The 16,378-nt window shown below is 54.5% G+C and carries 17 protein-coding genes; 11 read left to right on the forward strand and 6 right to left on the reverse strand.

All coding sequences use genetic code 11. The annotated features are described in order from the left end of the window. Window positions 1-332 precede the first annotated feature (332 nt). From INT19_RS02865 to INT19_RS02890, 6 genes are all read right to left on the reverse strand, one after another. Window positions 333-734, reverse strand: coding sequence for a hypothetical protein (locus INT19_RS02865; protein ID WP_193059645.1), 402 nt, complete (start codon window positions 732-734; stop codon window positions 333-335). Continuing rightward, on the reverse strand, window positions 731-1,288 hold the full coding sequence (locus INT19_RS02870; RefSeq protein ID WP_193059646.1) for a Panacea domain-containing protein: 558 nt from the start codon (window positions 1,286-1,288) through the stop codon (window positions 731-733). Before INT19_RS02870 ends, INT19_RS02865 begins: the two co-directional genes overlap by 4 nt. Before the next feature lie 197 nt (window positions 1,289-1,485). Beyond that, a complete protein-coding gene (locus tag INT19_RS02875; protein ID WP_193059647.1) occupies window positions 1,486-1,761 on the reverse strand; it encodes a DUF3325 family protein in 276 nt (91 codons plus the stop codon). Beyond that, entirely contained in the window at window positions 1,758-3,272 is a 1,515-nt protein-coding gene (locus INT19_RS02880) for a PepSY-associated TM helix domain-containing protein (RefSeq protein ID WP_193059648.1), read from the reverse strand. The genes INT19_RS02875 and INT19_RS02880 overlap by 4 nt, the downstream gene beginning before the upstream one ends. Before the next feature lie 19 nt (window positions 3,273-3,291). After that, complete coding sequence (locus INT19_RS02885) at window positions 3,292-3,573, reverse strand: DUF3649 domain-containing protein (RefSeq protein WP_193059649.1); 282 nt, start codon at window positions 3,571-3,573, stop codon at window positions 3,292-3,294. Between the two features lie 97 nt (window positions 3,574-3,670). Beyond that, entirely contained in the window at window positions 3,671-4,555 is an 885-nt protein-coding gene (locus tag INT19_RS02890) for an urease accessory protein UreD (protein ID WP_193059650.1), read from the reverse strand. A gap of 318 nt (window positions 4,556-4,873) precedes the next feature. On the opposite strand from INT19_RS02890, the gene INT19_RS02895 reads away from it, so the two are divergent. From INT19_RS02895 to INT19_RS02945, 11 genes are all read left to right on the forward strand, one after another. After that, window positions 4,874-5,260, forward strand: coding sequence for a winged helix-turn-helix domain-containing protein (locus INT19_RS02895; protein ID WP_193059651.1), 387 nt, complete (start codon window positions 4,874-4,876; stop codon window positions 5,258-5,260). 92 nt (window positions 5,261-5,352) lie between these two features. Continuing rightward, window positions 5,353-6,141, forward strand: coding sequence for a molybdate ABC transporter substrate-binding protein (gene modA, locus INT19_RS02900; protein WP_193059652.1), 789 nt, complete (start codon window positions 5,353-5,355; stop codon window positions 6,139-6,141). After that, window positions 6,138-6,839, forward strand: a complete 702-nt coding sequence (modB, locus tag INT19_RS02905) for a molybdate ABC transporter permease subunit (protein WP_125752723.1) — start codon at window positions 6,138-6,140, stop codon at window positions 6,837-6,839. Before modA ends, modB begins: the two co-directional genes overlap by 4 nt. Then, entirely contained in the window at window positions 6,829-7,944 is a 1,116-nt protein-coding gene (gene modC, locus INT19_RS02910) for a molybdenum ABC transporter ATP-binding protein (protein ID WP_193059653.1), read from the forward strand. The genes modB and modC overlap by 11 nt, the downstream gene beginning before the upstream one ends. Window positions 7,945-8,182: 238 nt before the next feature. Continuing rightward, window positions 8,183-8,572, forward strand: a complete 390-nt coding sequence (locus tag INT19_RS02915) for a DUF2946 domain-containing protein (protein ID WP_193059654.1) — start codon at window positions 8,183-8,185, stop codon at window positions 8,570-8,572. A 75-nt stretch (window positions 8,573-8,647) separates the two neighbouring features. Then, window positions 8,648-10,783, forward strand: a complete 2,136-nt coding sequence (locus INT19_RS02920) for a TonB-dependent copper receptor (protein WP_193059655.1) — start codon at window positions 8,648-8,650, stop codon at window positions 10,781-10,783. A gap of 84 nt (window positions 10,784-10,867) precedes the next feature. Beyond that, on the forward strand, window positions 10,868-12,238 hold the full coding sequence (locus INT19_RS02925) for a PepSY-associated TM helix domain-containing protein (protein ID WP_193059656.1): 1,371 nt from the start codon (window positions 10,868-10,870) through the stop codon (window positions 12,236-12,238). A 292-nt stretch (window positions 12,239-12,530) separates the two neighbouring features. After that, window positions 12,531-13,499, forward strand: a complete 969-nt coding sequence (locus INT19_RS02930; RefSeq protein ID WP_193059657.1) for a metal ABC transporter solute-binding protein, Zn/Mn family — start codon at window positions 12,531-12,533, stop codon at window positions 13,497-13,499. Window positions 13,500-13,522: 23 nt separating this feature from the next. After that, window positions 13,523-14,305, forward strand: a complete 783-nt coding sequence (locus INT19_RS02935; RefSeq protein ID WP_193059658.1) for a metal ABC transporter ATP-binding protein — start codon at window positions 13,523-13,525, stop codon at window positions 14,303-14,305. A gap of 3 nt (window positions 14,306-14,308) precedes the next feature. Continuing rightward, a complete protein-coding gene (locus tag INT19_RS02940; protein ID WP_193059659.1) occupies window positions 14,309-15,403 on the forward strand; it encodes a metal ABC transporter permease in 1,095 nt (364 codons plus the stop codon). After that, window positions 15,400-16,320: a metal ABC transporter permease gene (locus tag INT19_RS02945; protein WP_193059660.1), complete on the forward strand. Its 921-nt coding sequence runs from the start codon at window positions 15,400-15,402 to the stop codon at window positions 16,318-16,320. Before INT19_RS02940 ends, INT19_RS02945 begins: the two co-directional genes overlap by 4 nt. Window positions 16,321-16,378 lie beyond the last annotated feature (58 nt).

Below are 16,378 nucleotides of genomic sequence, written 5' to 3' on the forward strand. Positions count from 1 at the left end.
GGGACTTTCACCCTATAGATGTGCGCCATGCCCGGCGCACTGACCTCCTCACCGCCCAATTGAGCGAGGTTTCCAACTTTTCAAGCAGCAAACGGTGCGCGGCTTGATTGATACAAGTCTCTATTGAAAGAACCCGACTGACCTTTGGTCCGTCATAATGGCGTACTTTGCTAGTGAATATTGATCGCGGCCTTGTTGTCGCGGTCATTCAGCTACATAAGCAGGACACGTCCATTCGCTTACTGTCAATAGCAGAGAGTCTACCACCAGGCTGTTTTTTTGTAGCTAAATAATAAACTTGGAACGTCGAAGTAAGCGATGACATCTAACTTCTACTTCATGTAATTGCGGATAAACCGTTTGATTTTTGGTGCTACTTTTGGGGAGTGATCGAAACCTTCTAACACCCTTTGATAATTAATTTCATCTACAGGATCTCGAGCTGAAAATTCACCAGTTGAAACGAACTGGCTGATGTCATCAGCACTTTTCACCACCGCGTCACCATAGACGACATAGCTTTGATGTCGGATGAAAGGGTGTTCACCGGCCTCAATGAGGCATGTTCTGTCGTATCGACGACCTGGCCTTACAGATGAAATATTTACTAGAAGAACCCCGTAGTAGTCGCGCTCTGGATAATAAACGGGATCGTTCATGATGATGTGAAGATGGTTTACAGGCCCAGAGAGGATTAGCAGGGTTCCCTTGCGAAAAGGACAATACTCTGTCACGCCAAACGTCCCATCACCTGTCTGAGTTCACGGCGCTGAAAAATTTCGGCAGAGAGTTCGTCTGCTTCTTCCGGTGTTCTACCAATTGCCTGAAACATATCTTGAGGCCGGATAGGACGCATTGAGCCATGTGGATCATGCCATTCGGGGCAGTGCAGATGAGTGTATTCAACCAACTCCCAGCGAGTCATGGCTCCAAATCGTTGCCAAACCTCGTCAAGGATTTCAACATCCGCATCTGATAACTCATCAAAGCTATCTCGATCACTATCACGACAAGCTAGAGAAACTTCATAAGGAACAGGCCCGCCAGCGATCCAACTGTTCCATTCTCCACTACGACTAGCACCTTGCATTAGCTCCAAAACAGTCGATAACACTGGGCCCTTATCCATTGAGACCCAAGCATCATCTGTCATCGGCTCGTCAAATCGTTCCATAGAGGTACGATCTGCAAGGTACAAGAGCTTCATCAGTTTCAGATATGACATCTGGCCACCACGCTGCCCTAGCAGGTAAGCCGCCATCTGAGCCACTTTTTCTTCGTTAAACATACTTGCAACCTCCTGGGCCATGCTGTATGACCACCCCTAATTAATGGGGGATGCGCAGCTTAAATGCAAGTACCAACCCTTGCAAGTACATAGTTATCTAATCGATTTAACGGGCTATATTCAGCTCTTAGACAACAACCATTACTAAATAACAGATTGAAATCTTGGTCGTGGGGTAACGCCAGCGGCGGGGGTAATTACGGCTGCTGGCGGAAGCGCTCAAACATCGCCAGACCAAGAAATACCACTCCCGCCGAGATGCTTAGACAGCCCAGCCATAGCGTTATTGCCAGCCCTGTGCTCCAGGTTTCCATTGCCAACCAAAGCGGCCAACCGAGTATCGCACTGCCCGCCCAGAACCAAGGTTTTTGTTGAGCAGGCTTAAGACCACAACGGCGTCGATGGCGACTATCCGATAGCGCAATTAATGCAAAGCCCAGCGTACCGAGTGCCAGAATCGTGATAAGCATCATGACGCCACCTGAATGGGCTGCACACGGGTGCTCGCTTTTTTAGCAGCTCGTTTCATCTGCCAGACGATGGTCAGCGCGCCGACCAAACACATCAGGTCAACGCTAACACGCTGCCAATTACCTGCGGCAAGCTCACCTAGAACACGATAGGAAGGCACCAAGAGATTCAGCATTGGTAGGCACAGTAACAAGATAACGATCAGAGCTAACTGCTCCCGCCACGCCTGCGAGGCCGAGCGTCTTAAAACAGCGTGTAGCAACGCGAGCAGCCAGGCGGCAAAGAAGCAATGGATTTCCCATGGGGCACGCCCACTAAGCGCCACCGGTAAAAGTCGGTTGCTGGCTAAAAAGGCCAATACGGCAATCGGCATGCCGGCCAACGTGGCTATATTAAGCCGCTCGACACACCACATCCCCACCACGCCGCCCTTCTTATGCTTACGCTTTGACGTCCACAGCAGTAGCCCAGTTGCCACCATGCCACACCCAGCAGCCCCTAATGCAAAATAGATCCAGCGCATGCCCCAGTCGGCAAAACGGCCGGCATGTAACCCCACCATAATGCCGTGTGCTTGTTCATCAATGCGTTGCGGCTGAGTCTCTGCTAACAAGGCGCCCGAACTGGCCTCATAGATACGTTGTGGGCGGTGCGCAGATAACGCCTCGTGGGTACTTTGCCAAACCACGGCACGCGCACCTGCATCGCCAGGGTGGCTTACCCTCAGGGACTGCACCGGCTTCTGCCAATGCGCTTCAGCATCACCGACCAGTTCGCTAAGGGCATATAACGCTGCAGGCTGCCCCGTGGCTGAGTCAGAGAGGGGAAAGGCATGCAGTTCACTGGTCGCTTGGCGACGCGCGTCAGCATCGGGAAACGCGCGCTCTACTCCCCAAGGCATATAGAGCGACATGAGCGTTATCAAGCCGGTGTAGGTAATCATTAGCTGAAAAGGCAGCGTTAACACAGAAAATGCATTGTGCGCATCTAGCCAGCTACGCGCGCCCTTCTGGGGCCGAAAAGCAAAAAAGTCGCGCAGGATTTTTTTATGGGTTATCACGCCGCTGATGATTGCCACGAACATCATCATGGTGGCGATACCAATGAGCCAGCGGCCATAGACGGCGGGGAGGTGATGCAATTGAAAATGGAATCGGTAGAAAAAATCCCCCCCACGCGTTTCTCGCGGGGTAACCAACGTCAGAGTGGTTGGGTCAAGTACCGACTGCTCTCTCCCATCCTGCCCAAACCAGACGGCTGTCGAGACCGACTCGCGCTCATTAGGAAAAGTGATCTGCCAATTTCTCGCTGAGGAGGCATGTTCAGTAAGATAGTGCTGCCAGTAATCCGCCAGGCGCCGATTGTCCCACTCAGCGTTCGCGGCGACACTCGGAAGTTCGGGCTGCATCCACAACGAGATACTCTCTTTGAAGTAACTCAGAGTGCCCGTCAGAAAAACGGCAAATAGCAGCCAAGCAGCCAACAAGCCGCACCATGTGTGCAGCTGGGCCATATTACGCCTCACGCTGCGCTTAGTGGACGCCATAGTTAGCCACCACTAGAAGGCCGCCAATGGCTAGACCGATAGCTCCCCAAAGACGTATCAAACTCGGCGTGATAAACGACCAGATCGCCACGCCCGCCCAAATAATAAAGCTTCCCATCATGCCGATACGCAGAGACATCATGGTATCAAACGGTAAGCCAAGCGCTGCCACCGAAAACAGTGCAGCAACGATATAGCCGCCAAGCGTCGCGGCCAGGATGCGTAAGATCAGCAGCCAATAGGAAGAGGATAAGACGTTGAGCAGCATGGTGCATCTCGGTGCAGGTCACAGACCACCATTTTAATGCAAAAGGTTTTCATTTGCATTAGTACAAATAACTTATTTAGCACCTGCTGCACAACGTTTAGGTTAACCAAATGCGCGGTGTGTGGGCGACACGCGCGATCCAGTGCGGGCGCAGAACATGCCACGCCTGCTCACACAGCGTCCAGGCTTCATTGCGTGAGTTTCCGAGATAACGTAATAACAGCACGCCCTGGCGAACGGTAACCGCCCAACGCGGGTTGTCCGGCAGCGCTTCGCGTAGCTCATCAATCGCCACACCGGCATCTTCTAAGCCCACCGCCCATAGCGTGGCTTGCACCGTGGCGCCCCCCTGCCCCCAGCGCCCGTTAAAACGCGGATGTGCAGGATCCAACGGTTGGCGTTCAAGCCACAGCGGCTTGCCATCTAGGGTTAAACGAAAGTGCTGCTCAATGCGACCTGTTACATAGGGAAGTTCACTGGCGGGGCGGCCCAGCGCCATGATTTCCCAGCCCAAGCAACGGGCACTGCCATGCAACGCAATATGCGTTCGCTGAGCGCCTTTGGAGCCATCAAAGGCGATCGTTTCTTGAGGAAGCCACTCAAGGATGCCGCCATCTTCCACGTTAAGCTCAGTCTGTTGGTTCCAGGCAACGCCCTGACTGTCAGCTTTATAAAGCTTGTTAGCCGCAGGCGTGGTGAGCAGCGCATGAGCATCACCCTCGATGTGGGCGCGAATCGTCAGGGCATCGCCACTGACTAAACCACCGGGTGGATGCAGCACGTACACATGGCAAGCTTCCGTGCTGCCTTCTGGGTAAAACGGCCGCTGTACTCGTAGCGGCCCTTGGTGACGAGCCTGCACCAATCGGGTTGTGCCCTCACGGTTAGCAAAACGCAGCGCCAGCGATGCCGCCCAGTGGCGCTCGCCATCAAAGCGATGGCCTGAGCTAGCGGCAGGTGTCGCAAGTTCACACAGAGTCATGGCGCTATCGCTTCCAGTTGGTCAATATTTCAACTTGAAATGCAAGGAGTGCGCCAAAATGGTGAAAAACCACGTTTCTTTGTCGACACAATAACTTAAGCTTTGAGATTGTTAGCTACCAACGGCTTTAAGCACCAAAAGAGAACACAAAAACGGATAAGCGCACCAAATCTGAGCAACCTTCAACGCCGTTAGAAGAAGGCCCAAGCCTCGTTAAGCTAAGCTGCGCACTCTTCTTTGCTAACCACTAAATGGTAAGCGTTGGGGGCTATATCGTTGCTAAACTGATACGCACATAGTCATCAGCAGAGTTCAACAATGACACGCACCCATCACCCTTCCCCTACCTTCCAGCTGCGCTTAGCGTTAAACCACGATGTGGTGATTGGCCCTGGCAAGGCTGACCTGTTGGAAATGATTGATCAAACCGGCTCAATTTCCGCGGCGGGCCGCGCGCTGAACATGAGTTATAAAAAAGCCTGGCAACTGCTCGAAACTATGAACGGCTACTTTTTATCACCGCTGGTGGTAACAAGTTCCGGTGGAAATGCACGGGGTGGAGCACACCTAACAGAGATTGGCAAACAAGTACTTACCCACTATCGAGCACTGGAAAAGCAGTTTGTGATGGCAACGCCTGACGATGCCAAAGCACTGCTAGCGCTTCTGTCACCTTCTGATGGTGCCGAGCGCGACAATGATTGATCGCCATCCAGCCACGCGTTATTTGTCATTGAACACGCGCTGAGTATTCGCTAATCTCCGCTATATCCATGTGGAAATAGCGGAATAAAACGATGCTTAACTTCGGTGTGAACAATCGCCTGCTTGCCAGCGTTATTCTATTTAGCCTTCCGACAGCATCAGCGCTCGCGAGCGACAATGTGCACGTTGCAGCCGCTGCGTCGCTGACCGATGCACTAAACGATGCCATTGCGGTTTATGAAACGCATAATGACGTTGATGTGACCGCGATTTATGCTTCGTCGTCTACCCTTGCTCGACAAATCGCCAGCGGCAGTCCCGCGCAGCTATTTCTTTCCGCAAATGTGACGTGGATGGATTGGCTTGAAGATCAGCATATCAATGTGCAGCAACGTAGAGATTTACTGCAAAATCGATTGGCGCTTGTTAGTGCCAGCGATAGCGTGCCAATGCAGTTCACCCCAGGGGAAGGCATCGCTATTGAAACGCTATTAGGCGAGCGCGACCGACTGTCCGTGGGAGACCCAGACCATGTACCGGCCGGTATCTATACCCAGCAAGCACTGGAGACACTGGGCGAATGGGAAGCTCTAGCGCCGCGCCTAGCCCGTGGCAATGATGTGCGCGCTGCATTAGCGCTGGTAGAGCGTGAAGAAACACCCATCGGTGTGGTGTATCAAACGGATGCTTTTGCCAGCAAGGCCGTCAGGGTACTTGGGTTATTCCCAGCCGCCAGCCACGACCCCATTACGTACCCCATCGCCCTGATTGATGCAGAGCAAAACGCTGCTGCCGTGGCGCTACAGGCGTGGTTAACCAGTGAAGAAGCCCTCGCTATCTTTGCCGAGCATGGCTTTGACACAAGCATCAGTGCACCGTGACGCTTTCTCCAGCGGAGTGGGAGGCTATTCGCCTAAGCTTACTGATCGGCTTAGCGGCGGTTGCATGGATATTGCCCCCAGGCATTGCCGTCGCTTGGTGGCTAGCCCGCTATCATTTTCGCGGGAAAGCATTGGTCAATGGTTTGATACACTTGCCACTGGTTCTGCCGCCCGTGGTTGTGGGGTATCTACTGTTAATTGGCTTGGGCAGGCAAGGGGTGTTTGGTCAATGGCTTTACAGCAACTTAGGCGTATCATTGCCATTTACTTGGCAAGGGGCAGCCGTTGCTAGCGGCGTAATGGCGTTTCCATTACTGGTGAGGGCCCTGCGTTTATCCCTTGAGGCCGTTGACCCCAAACTCGAAGCGGCTGCCAGCACGCTAGGCGCTAGTCGCTGGCGGGTATTCACCACCATCACATTGCCGCTGGCGATCCCCGGCCTGCTAACAGGTACCGTGCTGGCTTTTGCTCGCGCGCTTTCCGAGTTCGGTGCCACTATCACTTTCGCCTCTAATATCCCTGGCGAAACGCGCACCTTACCCCTAGCACTCTATACGCTAATTCAGACACCCGGTCAGGAAGCCGCTGCGGCAAGGCTATGTTTTCTCGCCATCATTATTGCCCTGCTCTCGTTAATTGCCTCTGAATGGCTAGCGCGCCGCACCCAACAGCGTTTACAGGAACGTGATGCCTACTAACCCAACGTCTCCCGACGCCTCTGCCCATTCATCGCTATCGCTCTCTGTTGAACAACGCCTTGGCAACTTCCAGCTGCAAGCATCGCTCACGCTGCCCGCTAGCGGTGTGACCGGTATTTTTGGCATATCAGGAAGCGGCAAAACCAGCCTACTGCGCATTATTGCAGGCTTGGACACACCCGGCGTAGGCAAACTGCAGCTCGGCGACCAGGTGCTACTAGACACCCAACAGCGCCAGAATGTACCCGCCCATCAACGGCGCATTGGCGTTGTGTTCCAGGAGGCGCGTCTTTTTCCTCATTACCGAGTGCGAGGCAACCTCACCTACGGCATGCCTAAACGAGCAACTCACCGCTTCGATGAGATTGTCGAATTGCTTGGCATCGGACATTTACTTGAGCGGATACCGGGTACCCTTTCGGGCGGCGAAGCACGCCGAGTCGCCATAGGCAGGGCACTACTGAGCGATCCTCAGCTACTGCTAATGGATGAGCCACTCTCCGGATTGGATGGGCCACGTAAGCAAGAGCTGTTGCGCTTCATTGCGCGACTGACTCGCCAGGTTCAAATCCCGGTGATTTACGTCAGCCACGACCCCGAAGAGATCTCGGCAATTGCTGATCATCTCGTACTGATGAAAGAGGGGCGCGTTATTGCTAGCGATCCATTACATGGTCTTTTGCAGCGCTTTGATTTAACCGAGGAGCTGGGAGGGTTCGATGCCGCCTCGATTATCGAAGGTCGAGTTGTCGAACATGACGATGTATACCAGCTAACCCATCTTGCGCTTGATAAGTGTCACCAATTAATAATACCGGGTATATCAGCGCCTGTCGGCAGCCGTTTGCGCGTACGTATCTTTGCACGGGATATTGCCTTGGCACTCTCACCGACAAAGGACACCAGCTACCGTAATCAGCTCGCGGCTACTATTAAAAAAATGGAAACGTTGCCCACCAGCCCACACTCGGTGGAGCTGCTGTTGAGCCTTGGTTCTATTCACCTTAGATCACGCTTAACTCGCAAGTCCTCAGATGAAATGAAACTCGCTGTAGGTAAGCAGGTGACAGCGCTAGTGCGCAGTGTATCGATCTTGCATTACTAATACACAACGTCGGAGCTATGAATTGATTTAGCACTCGTTTTATCCGACGCCAATAGCCCCTACGTGTCAATTGACCGCACCGCCCTCACATTTTCATAAGGAAATTTCAGCTAAAATTGCCAAGCACTCTATATGAAACAACATAACACGGCCCAAATAGCGTATCGAGCAAATGCACTTATCACGTTCAGTAGGGACTCTTTGGTATCGCATAGCGCTTTATATGGCGTTTGTGGCGATGCATCTCCTACTGGGCGGGCCGCTAATTTCGCAGTATCAAGCGGGTGGGCAACATCACGCTAACCACGGCACTGACCACTCCTCTAGCCATTCATCAAGTCACCAGAATGGAAACCATCATCAGCACGCGGCCCCGCAAGCAAGTCAACATCACCACTCTTCAGGCCATGCTGAAGCGGTAGAGCCGATATTTAACTGGTTTCACCAATGTGGCTACTGCGCCGTCTGGCAACAGTTTCCAACGACACCAACCGTTCTTCCCGCGATCAGCCAGCAAGCGTTTATCACGCATGGGCAACTGCTGACGCAACCGACACAGGCGATGCGCTCCTGTGATAACTACCCCCACGCGCTAACGCGAGCTCCGCCCTTTTTGCGACGTGTATAACGCCACATCGTCAGCCCTTTCAGCCTGAAGCTCGCTTCAGGCGAGTGGCTGTCTACATCAAAAAAAGGGATCATCATGTCGCATCTAGCTACTGGGCATGGCGTCGTTACGCCTGCCCGTTTAAAAAACCGTTTTCAACGACACGCACTAACATTAAGCATCGCCGCGGCATCGAGCGTGGCTGTTCAAAGCACATGGGCACAGTCGCCTGCCGCTCACCACGACCATCATCATGCGCTCAACACCATGGTCGTCACCGCTGTACCGCTAAGCTCGCCACTTACGGTGGAAACTGACCCACGCATACCGCGCCAACCGGCCCCTGCCAGCGACGGTGCCGACTACCTTCAGACCATTCCGGGGTTCTCTGCCATTCGTAACGGCGGCACCAACGGTGACCCGGTTTTCCGTGGCATGTTTGGCTCGCGTCTACGGGTGCTGACCAATGGCAGCCAAATGCTAGGCGCTTGCCCGGCGCGCATGGATGCGCCGACGTCTTATATCTCACCTGAAAATTACGATAGCCTCACCGTCACCAAAGGGCCACAGTCGGTGCTATGGGGGCCAGGTGCCTCAGCGGCAACGGTGCGCTTTGACCGCGGCCCAGAAGAGTTCGATGAAGCGGGCGTACGTGTAGATGGCAGCGTCATGCTGGGCACCTATGGTCGCTTTGATCGCCGCATTGATGCCGCAGTGGGTAATCAAGCGGGCTATCTGCGCATTACTGGCAACCAATCAGAGGCCAACGACTATAAAGATGGCGACGGCAACGCTGTGCCCTCTCAGTGGGATAAATGGAACGGCGACGTGGCCATAGGCTGGACACCCGACGACGACACTTGGCTTGAAGTCACCGCTGGCCGAGGAGACGGTGAAGCGCGCTATGCCGGACGGGGCATGGATGGCAGTAAGTTTCTGCGCGAAACCGTGGGCATACGTTTTCAGCGCGAGAATTTAGGCGAGCACTGGAAACGTCTGGAAATGCAGGCCAACTATGCCTACGCCGACCATATTATGGATAACTTTACCCTTCGTTCACCGGGCAGCATGAGCATGGGTGGCGGCATGGATATGGGCAGCGGCATGGACATGGGCGGTGGCATGGACATGGGCGGCGGCATGGATATGAGTAACGGCATGGCCATGCGGGTTGATCGCCGTACTCGAAGTGCGCGCGCTGCGTCCACCTGGGAGTGGGAAAACACCACCTGGATCGCTGGCGTCGACGTTGAACATCAGGTACACCGCAACCTGGATGGAGAGCGCTGGCAACCCGATTACGAGCAGACCCAGTTCGGCGCCTTCAGCGAGGTCACCCGGTATATAGGTGAACGTGACCGCCTGATTGGTGGTGCCCGGGTAGACCGCTATCGCGTCAGTGACGAGAGCCTGGATACGGCTACCGCAGGCCTTACCCGCCGTGACACTCTGCCCAGTGCCTTTGTCCGCTACGAGCAAGATTTAGCCTCAGCACCAATCACTTGGTATGCCGGTGTTGGGCATGTGGAACGCTTTCCTGACTATTGGGAGCTAAGTTCCAACAAAGCAGGCCCGGCCGGCAGCTTGAATGCCTTCGATGGCGTTCAAGCCGAAAAAACCACCCAGTTGGATATCGGTGCTCAGTACAACGACCAGCGCTTGAGCGCGTGGGTGTCCGGATATGCAGGATATGTAAACGATTTTATTCTGTTTGATTACAACACAGCGGGCATGGGCACTACTCAAATCGATAACATTGATGCCCAGATTGCAGGTGCCGAAGTGGGTGCCAGCTATCAAATAACCGACAACTGGGTGGGCAATGCCTCCCTGGCCTATGCCTGGGGACGTAATGCCGACGACAATGAAGCCTTACCTCAAATCCCACCGCTGGAAGCTAATGTTGGCTTGACCTATGCACGCGACGCTTACTCCGTGGGCGGCCTATGGCGTGGCGTCGCGGCACAAAACCGCACTGCGCTCGAAAAAGGCAATGTCGTCGGCCAAGACCTGGAATCATCCTCAGGTTTCGGGGTGTTCTCGCTTAATGGCGCGTATCACGCAAGCAACCACCTAACCTTGAGTGTGGGTGTGGATAACGTTTTCGACACCACTTACACCGAGCACCTGAACCTAGCCGGTAACGCCGCTTTTGGCTACCCCGCTGATCTGGATCGCGGTATTAACGAGCCTGGCCGGATGGTGTGGGCACGGGCCGACTTCAGCTTCTGATTCACTCAGGTGCTCAGTAGAGCACCTGTTTCCCCTGACTCATTAAACCAGCAGGCTCGTTGCCTGGTGGTCTGGAGACACTACATGACGATCGCGTCCTCCTCACAAGAAGGTAAACGCAAAACCTTCGATCTTTATCGCGCCGTTTGGCGCTGGCATTTTTACGCTGGCCTTTTGGTGCTGCCGTTTATGATTAGTCTGGCGATCACTGGCGGGCTGTATTTATTCAAAGACGAGCTGGACGCGCTGATACACGCTGATGTTGAGCGCGTGGCCGTTCAAGAGGCCACGCTGCCTCCCTCTGCGCTGGTAAGTGCAGCGCTGACGGCTCATCCCGGCACCGCCGTAAAATTCACCGACCCCGCGACGCCGGATAGCTCCGCGGAGATCACGATTAACACAGCGGAGGGCGAGCGATTAGCGGTTTACGTTAACCCTTACACGGCTAATGTACTGGGAGCACTGGATGACCGTGGCACCGTGATGTGGACCGTTCGCTATTTACACAGCTTGAAATACTTTGGCCCGACGGCGCGCAAACTGATTGAAATAGCTGGCGGCTGGTCAATTCTACTGGTGCTCACCGGCATCTACCTGTGGTGGCCACGGCGTAAAGGCGCAGGCGGCGTGGTTAGCGTACGTGGCAAGCCGAAAAGCCGGGTATTCTGGCGCGATTTGCATGCGGTTACCGGGCTATTTGTCGGCGCCTTTATCGTCTTTCTGGCAATCACGGGCATGCCCTGGTCGGGCGTATGGGGCGGGCAGGTTAACCAGTGGGCCAACGGTAACAATTTTGGCTACCCCGCCGGGGTGCGCGTTGAAGTGCCCATGTCGGAGGCACGTTTAAACGAACAAAGCCCAACCAATTGGTCACTCGAACAGGCACAACTCCCAGAATCCTCACAGCAGCCAGGTCAGGCAGAGAGCATCGGCCTTGACGGTGCTGTCGCCATTTTCAATGAACTGGGATTACATAATGGCTATGCTGTCAGCCTGCCGACTACGGCAACCGGTGTGTACACCGGCTCGGTCTATCCCAATGACCTTAGCCAACAGCGCGTGGTGCACCTTGATCAGTACACTGGCGAGCGCTTGATCGACATGAGCTATGCCGACTATGGACCCTTGGGCCGCTGGTTGGAATTTGGTATTAACGTGCATATGGGTCAGCAGTTTGGATTATTCAATCAACTCTTGTTCTTGACGGTCTGCCTCGCCATTATTCTGCTGGCAGTGTCAGCGGCGGTGATGTGGTGGAAACGACGCCCCTCGGGCGCGATGGGAGTCCCACCACTACCGAGCGATAAACGGGTGTTTCGTGGCCTGACTGTCATGCTGGTGATCGGGGGAGTTATTTTTCCGCTCGTCGGCGCTTCCTTGATCTTTATGCTTATCGTTGACTGGTTTGTCGTTCAACGCTTACAGGAACGGCGTTTAGCTAGTCAAACTGCCTAAGCCTTGCTCAACAAATCGTTCCTTATCATCAATTCTATGCGCTAATTAATGAGGAGCTGGGAAAATGGTGCTTTTCCACCAATGCACCATTTTCCCATGCGCCTGATGTTTATTCCCGCCATCATCCAAGCTCACCTCTCAGCTCATTTCAACGCCGTTTATCCGCTTGACATTGGGTTAATTGCGCCACAAACTTAGCCAAGGCTATACTTTTTTCCCAAAAGAAATAAACTTGCACGAAGCAACGCTGCTTTAATCATCCTCTATCCCATGTAGAGTCTGGAGCTAAATAATGGCAACAAAGCATGCAGTGATCCTATTAACAACGCTGCCTTTAAGTGCGCTGGCAACTGCCGATACCCCCCCCTTAAACGTGGTGGCAACGATTGGTATGATCGCCGATGTGGCGCAGGAAGTAGGCGGCGAATGCGTTAATGTGGAAGCCATGATGGGCCCAGGCGTAGACCCTCATTTGTATCAGGCAAGCGCTAGCGATGTGGCAACGCTGCGAAACGCAGAACAGATTTTCTACTCGGGCTATTCGCTGGAAGGTCAGCTAGGCGACGTACTGGAAAGGTTCTCCGAGCGCACACCTACGCTTGCCGTCGCCCCTGCCTCGATTGACCCTGCATCATTGATTACCTCACAGGATGTGTACGGCATTGATCCTCATCTGTGGATGGACGTTTCTTTATGGGCACAAACACTGCCCACGCTCAATGCCGCGCTGAGTGAAGCACGCCCCGACTGCGCCGCGACGTTTGATGCCAATACCGAGCGCTATCAGACTCAACTGCTTGCCCTACACGAATGGGTGACAGACAGTATCGCCAGCATTCCCGATGAGCAACGCATTCTGGTCACCGCTCACGATGCCTTTGGTTACTTTGGCCGCGCCTACGATATCGACGTGGAAGGCATACAGGGCATTAGCACAGAAACGGAAACGGGTATTGCTGATATTCGCAACATGACAGATATTGTGGTGGATCGCGCGGTTCCGGCCCTTTTCATCGAGAGCACTATTAATCCGCGCACGGTTCAAGCCGTTATTGATGCCGCCCAACAGCGGGGCCAGGTTGTCGAAATTGGCGGTGAACTCTACTCCGATGCCATGGGCGACCCAGACACGGTCGATGGCACTTATATGGGCATGATCTACCGCAACACCCAGCATATCGTCGAAGCGCTTGGCGGTACCCTGGCACCGCTTCCCGAAGCAATGAACGATTGGGCTACCGAGTGGAAGCTCGCTCACTAATCATTCAATAAGGCACTGCAACAATGGCGACACCCGCAACAACCGACACGGCGCTCAGCATTCAGAACCTGACCGTCAGCTATCATAATCAGCCCGTTCTCTGGGATATTAACCTAGAGATTCCTACCGGCGTGATGGCAGGCATTGTCGGCCCTAACGGGGCGGGTAAGAGCACGCTGATCAAGAGCCTGCTGGAGCTTGTACCATCACTTTCTGGCGAGGTCATGGTGCATGGCCGCCCCTACGCCTCACAGCGCAGGCGCGTTGGCTATGTGCCGCAGCGCTCCAGCGTCGACTGGGACTTCCCGACCACCGCGCTGGATGTGGTCACCATGGGGCTTTACGGTCGCCTGGGCTGGCTCCGGCGCCCAGGGCGTAAAGAGCGTAACGAGTCACTGGAAGCCCTGGAGATGGTGGGAATGAGCGCCTACGCCGACCGCCAGATCAGTCAGCTTTCCGGCGGCCAACAGCAGCGAGTGTTTCTGGCCCGCGCACTGGTGCAACAGGCCGATGTGTACTTTCTCGATGAGCCCATGGCCGGGGTTGATGCCACCACCGAGCGAGCCATCATCGACATTCTGCGCCGTTTGCGTGATGCGGGTAAAACGCTGATTGTTGTCCACCATGACCTGCAAACCGTACGTAATTACTTCGACTGGCTGTTGCTGCTTAACGTCCGTGTGATTGCCAGCGGCAAGGCTGACGACGTGTTTAATATTGATTATCTACGTCAGGCGTATGGTGGCCAGATTGCCCTGCTGAACGATAGCGACGCCCTGATGTTCACTGCTTCGAAGGTAAAATAACCCATGCAGTGGCTTGATCTTCTTTCTGACTACACCTTTCAAAACGTGGTGATTGGTGCCTCGCTACTGGGTCTGATCAGCGGCCCACTGGGCTGCTTTGCGGTGTTACGCCGCCAGAGCTTGCTCGGTGACGCCATCTCCCACGCGGCGCTGCCCGGCGTGTGTTTAAGCTTTATCATCACCGGCAGTCGGGATATGGGCGGCGTTATCATTGGCTCACTGGCCACTGGCTCGTTAGCCGCGCTGACGATGCTGCTGCTGACCCGCAAAAGCCGCTTGAAAACCGATGCCGCTCTCGGCATTTGCCTAAGCATTTTCTTTGCCATTGGCATCGTGCTGCTGACCTATATCCAGGGTACCAATAACGCCTCCCAAGGGGGGCTAGAAGCCTTTCTGTTCGGCCAGGCCGCTGCTACGCTACGCTCGGATCTGTGGGTAATGGGCAGCATCACCCTCTTCACACTCACGCTGCTCGCCATCTTCTGGAAACAAGCCAAGCTGGTCACTTTTGATGGGCAGTACGCCCGCTCGCTCGGCATGCCCGTCAACGCCATCGAAGCCGCGCTTACCGCTATGGTGGCGCTCGCCGTGGTGGTCGGCTTGCAAATGGTTGGCGTGATATTAATGGCCGCCATGATCGTGGCGCCAGCCGCTGCGGCCCGGCAGTGGAGCCGTCATCTGGGGGGGATGCTGGTTATTGCCGCTGGCATCGGTATTGTCAGTGGGGTCTCGGGGGCAACCATTAGTACCCTATCCCGTGGTCTGGCGACCGGCCCGCTGGTGATTCTCACCGCAACGGCTATTGTCATCATCTCGCTGGCGCTTGCTCCCGGCCGAGGCCTGCTGTGGGGCTTCATCAAGCATTACCGCCAAAAAGAAGCGCTGCAGAAGCAGCAGTTACTCTACACGCTTTACAAGCATCCCAGCGCCTCCCGACACTACCGCGCAACATTTGGCGCGCGCATGGTGCTGAGTAAACTTAAGCGCCAAGGCTACCTTATACGCTCCTCTGACGGCGGCGCCGGATGGGCGCTAACATCGCGGGGAGAAAAGGCAGCCAAACAGGTGGTCGCCACCTTCGAAGAGGTCGTGACATGATTGCTGAATTACTAACCAACACGGCGCTGCCCATTATTCTGGTAGGTGCCATGGTTGGCATTGCCTCCTCGGCGGTGGGTACCTTCCTTGTGCTGCGCGGCAATAGCATGCTCACTGATGCGATTAGTCACTCAATTGTATTTGGCATTGTGATTGTCTGGCTGCTGACCAAACAGCAGAGTGGGCCTGTACAGCTAATAGGCGCCGCATTAACCGGGCTATTAACCGTATTACTTACCGAGGCACTGGCCAACACCAAGCGGGTAAAGCAGGATGCCGCTATCGGTCTGGTTTTCCCCGCGCTCTTCTCCATCGGTGTGCTGTTACTCAATGTCTACGCCAACGATGTGCATATCGACACGCATACTGTGCTGCTCGGTGAAATCGGCTTTGTCTGGTTGGATACTCTCGACATCTTCGGTCTGCCCATCCCCAAGGCGCTGGTATCGATGAGCGTGATGACACTGCTCAACTACGCGTTTATCGGGCTCTTTTATAAGGAGCTGAAACTAGCCACCTTCGATCCAGCGCTGGCCAAAACGTTCGGCTTTATGCCTTCGATTCTTTTCTATGTGCTGCTAATGCTAACTAGCTCAACCGCCGTAGCGGCCTTTGATGCCGTGGGGGCAGTACTGTTTATCGCCTTTGCCATTGTGCCCGCTTCCGCCGCCTATTTGCTGACCGATCGGCTATGGATGATGTTTATCATCGGTGCGCTAATTTCGATCGCTTCAAGCATTTCTGGCTACTACCTCGCCGTGTATTTCAACGTCTCCATTGGCGGCATGATGGCGATAATGACCGGCGTTTTCCTAATCCTCGCCTTCCTCGCTGGCCCCCGCTACGGCGTGATCACCCAGACCATGAAACGCCGCCGCGCCCGCGAAACACCAGAAGCGCCAAGTTCGTTGCGCTAAAGAGATTAGAGGCGATGCCTTCCATCTCACTTGACGTCTGGGCAGGCGAGGCGTATAC

It is taken from the genome of Halomonas sp. 3A7M (genome assembly GCF_014897875.1).
GTDB lineage: Bacteria > Pseudomonadota > Gammaproteobacteria > Pseudomonadales > Halomonadaceae > Vreelandella.

What these genes read in the sequence shown, in the direction of transcription:
- INT19_RS02935 (WP_193059658.1), top strand. Translation starts at nt 13,523, where the DNA reads ATGGCGACACCCGCAACAACCGACACGGCGCTCAGCATTCAGAACCTG.
- INT19_RS02880 (WP_193059648.1), bottom strand. Translation starts at nt 3,272, where the DNA reads ATGGCCCAGCTGCACACATGGTGCGGCTTGTTGGCTGCTTGGCTGCTA.
- INT19_RS02945 (WP_193059660.1), top strand. Translation starts at nt 15,400, where the DNA reads ATGATTGCTGAATTACTAACCAACACGGCGCTGCCCATTATTCTGGTA.
- INT19_RS02890 (WP_193059650.1), bottom strand. Translation starts at nt 4,555, where the DNA reads ATGACTCTGTGTGAACTTGCGACACCTGCCGCTAGCTCAGGCCATCGC.
- INT19_RS02940 (WP_193059659.1), top strand. Translation starts at nt 14,309, where the DNA reads ATGCAGTGGCTTGATCTTCTTTCTGACTACACCTTTCAAAACGTGGTG.
- INT19_RS02875 (WP_193059647.1), bottom strand. Translation starts at nt 1,761, where the DNA reads ATGATGCTTATCACGATTCTGGCACTCGGTACGCTGGGCTTTGCATTA.
- INT19_RS02930 (WP_193059657.1), top strand. Translation starts at nt 12,531, where the DNA reads ATGGCAACAAAGCATGCAGTGATCCTATTAACAACGCTGCCTTTAAGT.
- INT19_RS02915 (WP_193059654.1), top strand. Translation starts at nt 8,183, where the DNA reads ATGCATCTCCTACTGGGCGGGCCGCTAATTTCGCAGTATCAAGCGGGT.
- INT19_RS02870 (WP_193059646.1), bottom strand. Translation starts at nt 1,288, where the DNA reads ATGTTTAACGAAGAAAAAGTGGCTCAGATGGCGGCTTACCTGCTAGGG.
- INT19_RS02925 (WP_193059656.1), top strand. Translation starts at nt 10,868, where the DNA reads ATGACGATCGCGTCCTCCTCACAAGAAGGTAAACGCAAAACCTTCGAT.
- modC (WP_193059653.1), top strand. Translation starts at nt 6,829, where the DNA reads ATGCCTACTAACCCAACGTCTCCCGACGCCTCTGCCCATTCATCGCTA.
- INT19_RS02920 (WP_193059655.1), top strand. Translation starts at nt 8,648, where the DNA reads ATGTCGCATCTAGCTACTGGGCATGGCGTCGTTACGCCTGCCCGTTTA.
- INT19_RS02895 (WP_193059651.1), top strand. Translation starts at nt 4,874, where the DNA reads ATGACACGCACCCATCACCCTTCCCCTACCTTCCAGCTGCGCTTAGCG.
- modA (WP_193059652.1), top strand. Translation starts at nt 5,353, where the DNA reads ATGCTTAACTTCGGTGTGAACAATCGCCTGCTTGCCAGCGTTATTCTA.
- INT19_RS02885 (WP_193059649.1), bottom strand. Translation starts at nt 3,573, where the DNA reads ATGCTGCTCAACGTCTTATCCTCTTCCTATTGGCTGCTGATCTTACGC.